Origin of the sequence: Paramesorhizobium salinisoli, assembly GCF_003335045.1 — a bacterium.
Lineage (GTDB): Bacteria > Pseudomonadota > Alphaproteobacteria > Rhizobiales > Rhizobiaceae > Paramesorhizobium > Paramesorhizobium salinisoli.
Window position 1 is genome coordinate 1 of sequence record NZ_QOZG01000106.1, and the last position, 585, is coordinate 585.

1 pseudogene is annotated in these 585 nt (G+C 57.9%); it reads right to left on the reverse strand.

Annotated elements, in window-relative coordinates:
• Positions 1-583 (reverse strand): annotated as a pseudogene (locus DUT91_RS25120) (transposase); the annotation flags it as partial.
• Positions 584-585: the final 2 nt, after the last annotated feature.

The following is a 585-nucleotide window of genomic DNA, read 5'->3' on the forward strand; positions in this document are numbered from 1 at the left end:
GCCCAGACATGGTTGGAATGAGTGGCCTCAGTACGGTCGGCCCGCAGCTTCGCCTTGACCCGTCTCTTCGGAACCTTGTTGCGCAGTTGGAGGTCCATCTCCTTGTAAAGGCGGTAGATTCGCTTCGGATTGACGGGCCATCCGTCACGCTTGAAAAGCACGTGTACGGGACGGTACCCATAGCGCACCCGTGTCTGGCAGATCTCCTTGATCCTGAGCTTCAGTTCGGCCTGCTCGCCGCGCCTGGACTTGTAGACGCAAAGCGACCGGTCGATCTTCAGCACCGAGCATGCACGCCGGATCGAGATCTTCCAGTCCGCCTTGATCGTGTCGACAAGCTTGCGCTTGCGGGCAGGCCTCAAAGCTTTTTTGACAGCACGTCCTGGAGCATGGCCTTGTCCAGTGACAGGTCCGCCACGATCCGCTTCAGCTTGGCATTCTCCTCTTCGAGTTGCCGCAGACGCTTCATCTCAGACGGCATCAAACCAGCATACTTCTTGCGCCAGTTATAGAAGGTCGCGTCCGAAATGCCTGCTTTCCGACAGACCTCTCCGATAGGCGTCCCGTCTTCCGCCTGCTTCAAAA